The following is a 2,254-nucleotide window of genomic DNA, read 5'->3' as shown; positions in this document are numbered from 1 at the left end:
ATTTTGCTATCGCCCTTGTTGCTGCAAATTTCTTCGCCGCGAGTTTTGCCGCTAAAATTTTTACATTCGCGTGCGGCGGCGCCATGTTTTTTGCAGCTCAAAGCAAAAACTCCGACGCACTTTGCGCCGTTTTGGTGCGCGATACGCGCGATCTTGCGTGCTGTTTCTACGCTGACGCAGCGCTTGGAGCTTGATACAAAAATTACGCCTAAAAAATTTACACCTAGACTTGCCACAGCGCATGCTTCTTCAGGTGTTTTGATACCGCAAATTTTAATTAAAACGTTCATATTTTCGCCTAAAAGATATAATATCGCAAACTAGTCTCTGCGATCTCTTTCATTATTTCAAACATCTCGTTTGCACCCCACTCCTCTTTTCGAAAATACATACTTACGGGAGAAAATTTATTGTGCTCGCTGTTGCCGTCTAGCTTAAAAATATAAGTTTTGTTGAGGTAGTAAAATTCATTCATTGTGCTAAGTTTTGAAAATACGTTTTTTGTGCTAGCGTCATTTTCGTTAAAGTCGTCACCGCTACCAAAACATACGAAAGGCGTTATGTCTTCGTGGTTCATCATAGCTCTTATGCCGATTAAATTTTTGCCTAGGCGCTCTATTGCATTACCCCTAGCTTGTTTTTTTAACCCTTCTTTAGCGCGTTTATCATTTGTGCCTTGTCTTTTAACTTCTGCCGCTAGAAGGGGTTTTTGATATTTTGTGTCGCCTCGTTTTTTGAGTATCAAAAAGCCTCCATCAGGCATGATAGTGTTGTCTTCCCATGTTGTATCAAACTGTTTTCTGATACCGCCATTTTTTATATTTTCCATCATTCCTTTTAATGACAATCTTCCGCTAAATTCAAGGTAAAAACCGTTAAAATTTGGAATTTGACTAAATCTATTTTCTATATAATCAATAGTTTTTTGCATGGCCTGCGCTATATTTTTGTCGTCAAATTTTGACTCGGTATTTTTAGGTTTATGCTGATTTACATTTTTCCTTAGATCATCACTATTTGCCACTTTAAACCTTTTTTACGATATAGATGTATTCGGTTACGTAAAGCGCCCTGTTATTTAAATTTCTGCTTGCGCGGTAAGTTGGATAGCGGATTTCGTGTTTTATGACTTTGCCGATTTTTGATAAATTTAAAAGAAACTCCGCCTCGCTGATAAATCCTTCCGAATTAAAAGAGATGACTAAATATTTAGCCGGAAATTTGGATAATAAGGCAAAAAATTCATCTGCTGCTTTTGCCTTTTTATTAAAATTCGAGCGATTCCAGTCGTTTGGTATGCCCGATACCTCGCTTAAATTTTTAAGGTTCGGAGCTTTAAAATTTGCGATTAAATTTAGCATAAAATAGTTTGAGCCGTAAGGGTGCTGGTTATACGGCGGGTCAAAGTAAGCGATATCCAAAGGGGATAAAATATTCGCTAGCTTTAAGGCATCTTGCTGATAAACTTCAAATTTGCTCGTAAAATTTGAAAAAATTGGTTTTTGAAGAGTAATTTTACCTAAAATTCTATTTAACGCATTTTCTCCGCTACCGCCGAATTTTCCTACACCATTCTTGTCTTTGTAAAAGCCCTTAAATACACCACCTGTATTTGAATGGATGCTAGCCTCGCTGAGTAGAGGCGCTATAAAAAAATGCCTAAAATCTAGATCTATTTCTTCTATTGCTTTACGCAAACCACCGATTATTAGCGCATTTTCACGAGAATAAAATACTCTCTCGCCGTGTTTTATATTAGCGTCATCTTTTGGAGCGTAAAGTTCGCTTATAAAGCTCTCGCTGGGTTTAAATTTTTCTAAAATTTGCTTAAAACTTTTGTCGATTTGCTCTTTGAGCTCTGGCGTGAAATTTGAAAGATAGCATGAGTTTATCACGCGCGAATAATCCTCTAAGTCGTTTGCAACAACGAGGCTCGAGTATGCTTTAGCTGCTCTTGCAACCACGCCTGAGCCACTAAAAACGTCTACAAAACTTATCTTTTGTTTTTTTAGTTCGCTCTTTATCTCGCAAAGCACGTTTAAAATTTCGTTTAATATTGCGCGTTTATTACCCAAATAGCTAATTAGCTGTTCCTTTAAAAAGGCAGGATTTTCGGCAATTTCAATTTCTTTTATAGTATTCTTCAAGCTTTGCCTCGCGTATAGTCCTCAAAATATCGGTAAACCTTGCCCGATCTGATCGCCTCTAAAATGAGCGGCTTAGCCTCCGCAGGGCTTGACACGACATCGGCGCA

Annotated in this window: 2 protein-coding genes and 1 pseudogene; all 3 read right to left on the bottom strand. The window is 38.0% G+C overall.

Annotated elements, in window-relative coordinates; translation table 11 throughout:
* A pseudogene (locus Q0257_RS07030) lies at window positions 1-290 on the bottom strand (hypothetical protein); the annotation flags it as partial.
* An 8-nt stretch (window positions 291-298) separates the two neighbouring features.
* Window positions 299-1,024: an EcoRI family type II restriction endonuclease gene (locus tag Q0257_RS07025; RefSeq protein WP_298023304.1), complete on the bottom strand. Its 726-nt coding sequence runs from the start codon at window positions 1,022-1,024 to the stop codon at window positions 299-301.
* A gap of 1 nt (window position 1,025) precedes the next feature.
* Window positions 1,026-2,120, bottom strand: a complete 1,095-nt coding sequence (locus tag Q0257_RS07020; protein WP_298023308.1) for a DNA adenine methylase — start codon at window positions 2,118-2,120, stop codon at window positions 1,026-1,028.
* Window positions 2,121-2,254 lie beyond the last annotated feature (134 nt).

The organism is uncultured Campylobacter sp. (assembly GCF_938018035.1).
GTDB lineage: Bacteria > Campylobacterota > Campylobacteria > Campylobacterales > Campylobacteraceae > Campylobacter_B.
The sequence above is the reverse complement of the archived record's forward strand: the minus strand, read 5'-3'. Positions and strand labels throughout refer to the sequence as shown.